Source organism: Anoxybacillus sp. LAT27 (genome assembly GCF_022030075.1).
Lineage (GTDB): Bacteria > Bacillota > Bacilli > Bacillales > Anoxybacillaceae > Anoxybacillus > Anoxybacillus kestanbolensis.
Genome location: NZ_JAIWYK010000211.1, coordinates 1 through 258, shown reverse-complemented (window position 1 = coordinate 258; position 258 = coordinate 1). Strand labels below are relative to the sequence as shown.

The 258-nt window shown below is 61.2% G+C and carries 1 protein-coding gene; it reads left to right on the top strand.

Annotated elements, in window-relative coordinates; translation table 11 throughout:
• Window positions 1-17: 17 nt before the first annotated feature.
• Window positions 18-258, top strand: a 241-nt coding sequence (locus LD028_RS09165) for an enoyl-CoA hydratase/isomerase family protein (RefSeq protein ID WP_237811634.1), incomplete at its 3' end; no start/stop codon positions are given.

The following is a 258-nucleotide window of genomic DNA, read 5'->3' as shown; positions in this document are numbered from 1 at the left end:
TCAACCGCCCCGAGGTGATGAATGCCATTGACGAGGCTACCAACGTAGAACTGGCGGAAGTGTGGCGGGATTTCGCCGCCGACGATGCCGTGGATGTGGCCATTCTCACCGGCAGTGGGCGGGCTTTTTGCGCCGGCGCCGATCTGAAGACCTTTATCCCCAAGTGGGAGGGGGCCAACATGCTGGATATCCGCAAGAATATCCCCCATGGCCTCGGCGGTGGGCTGACTCGTGGGCAGCACCGTATCTACAAGCCCA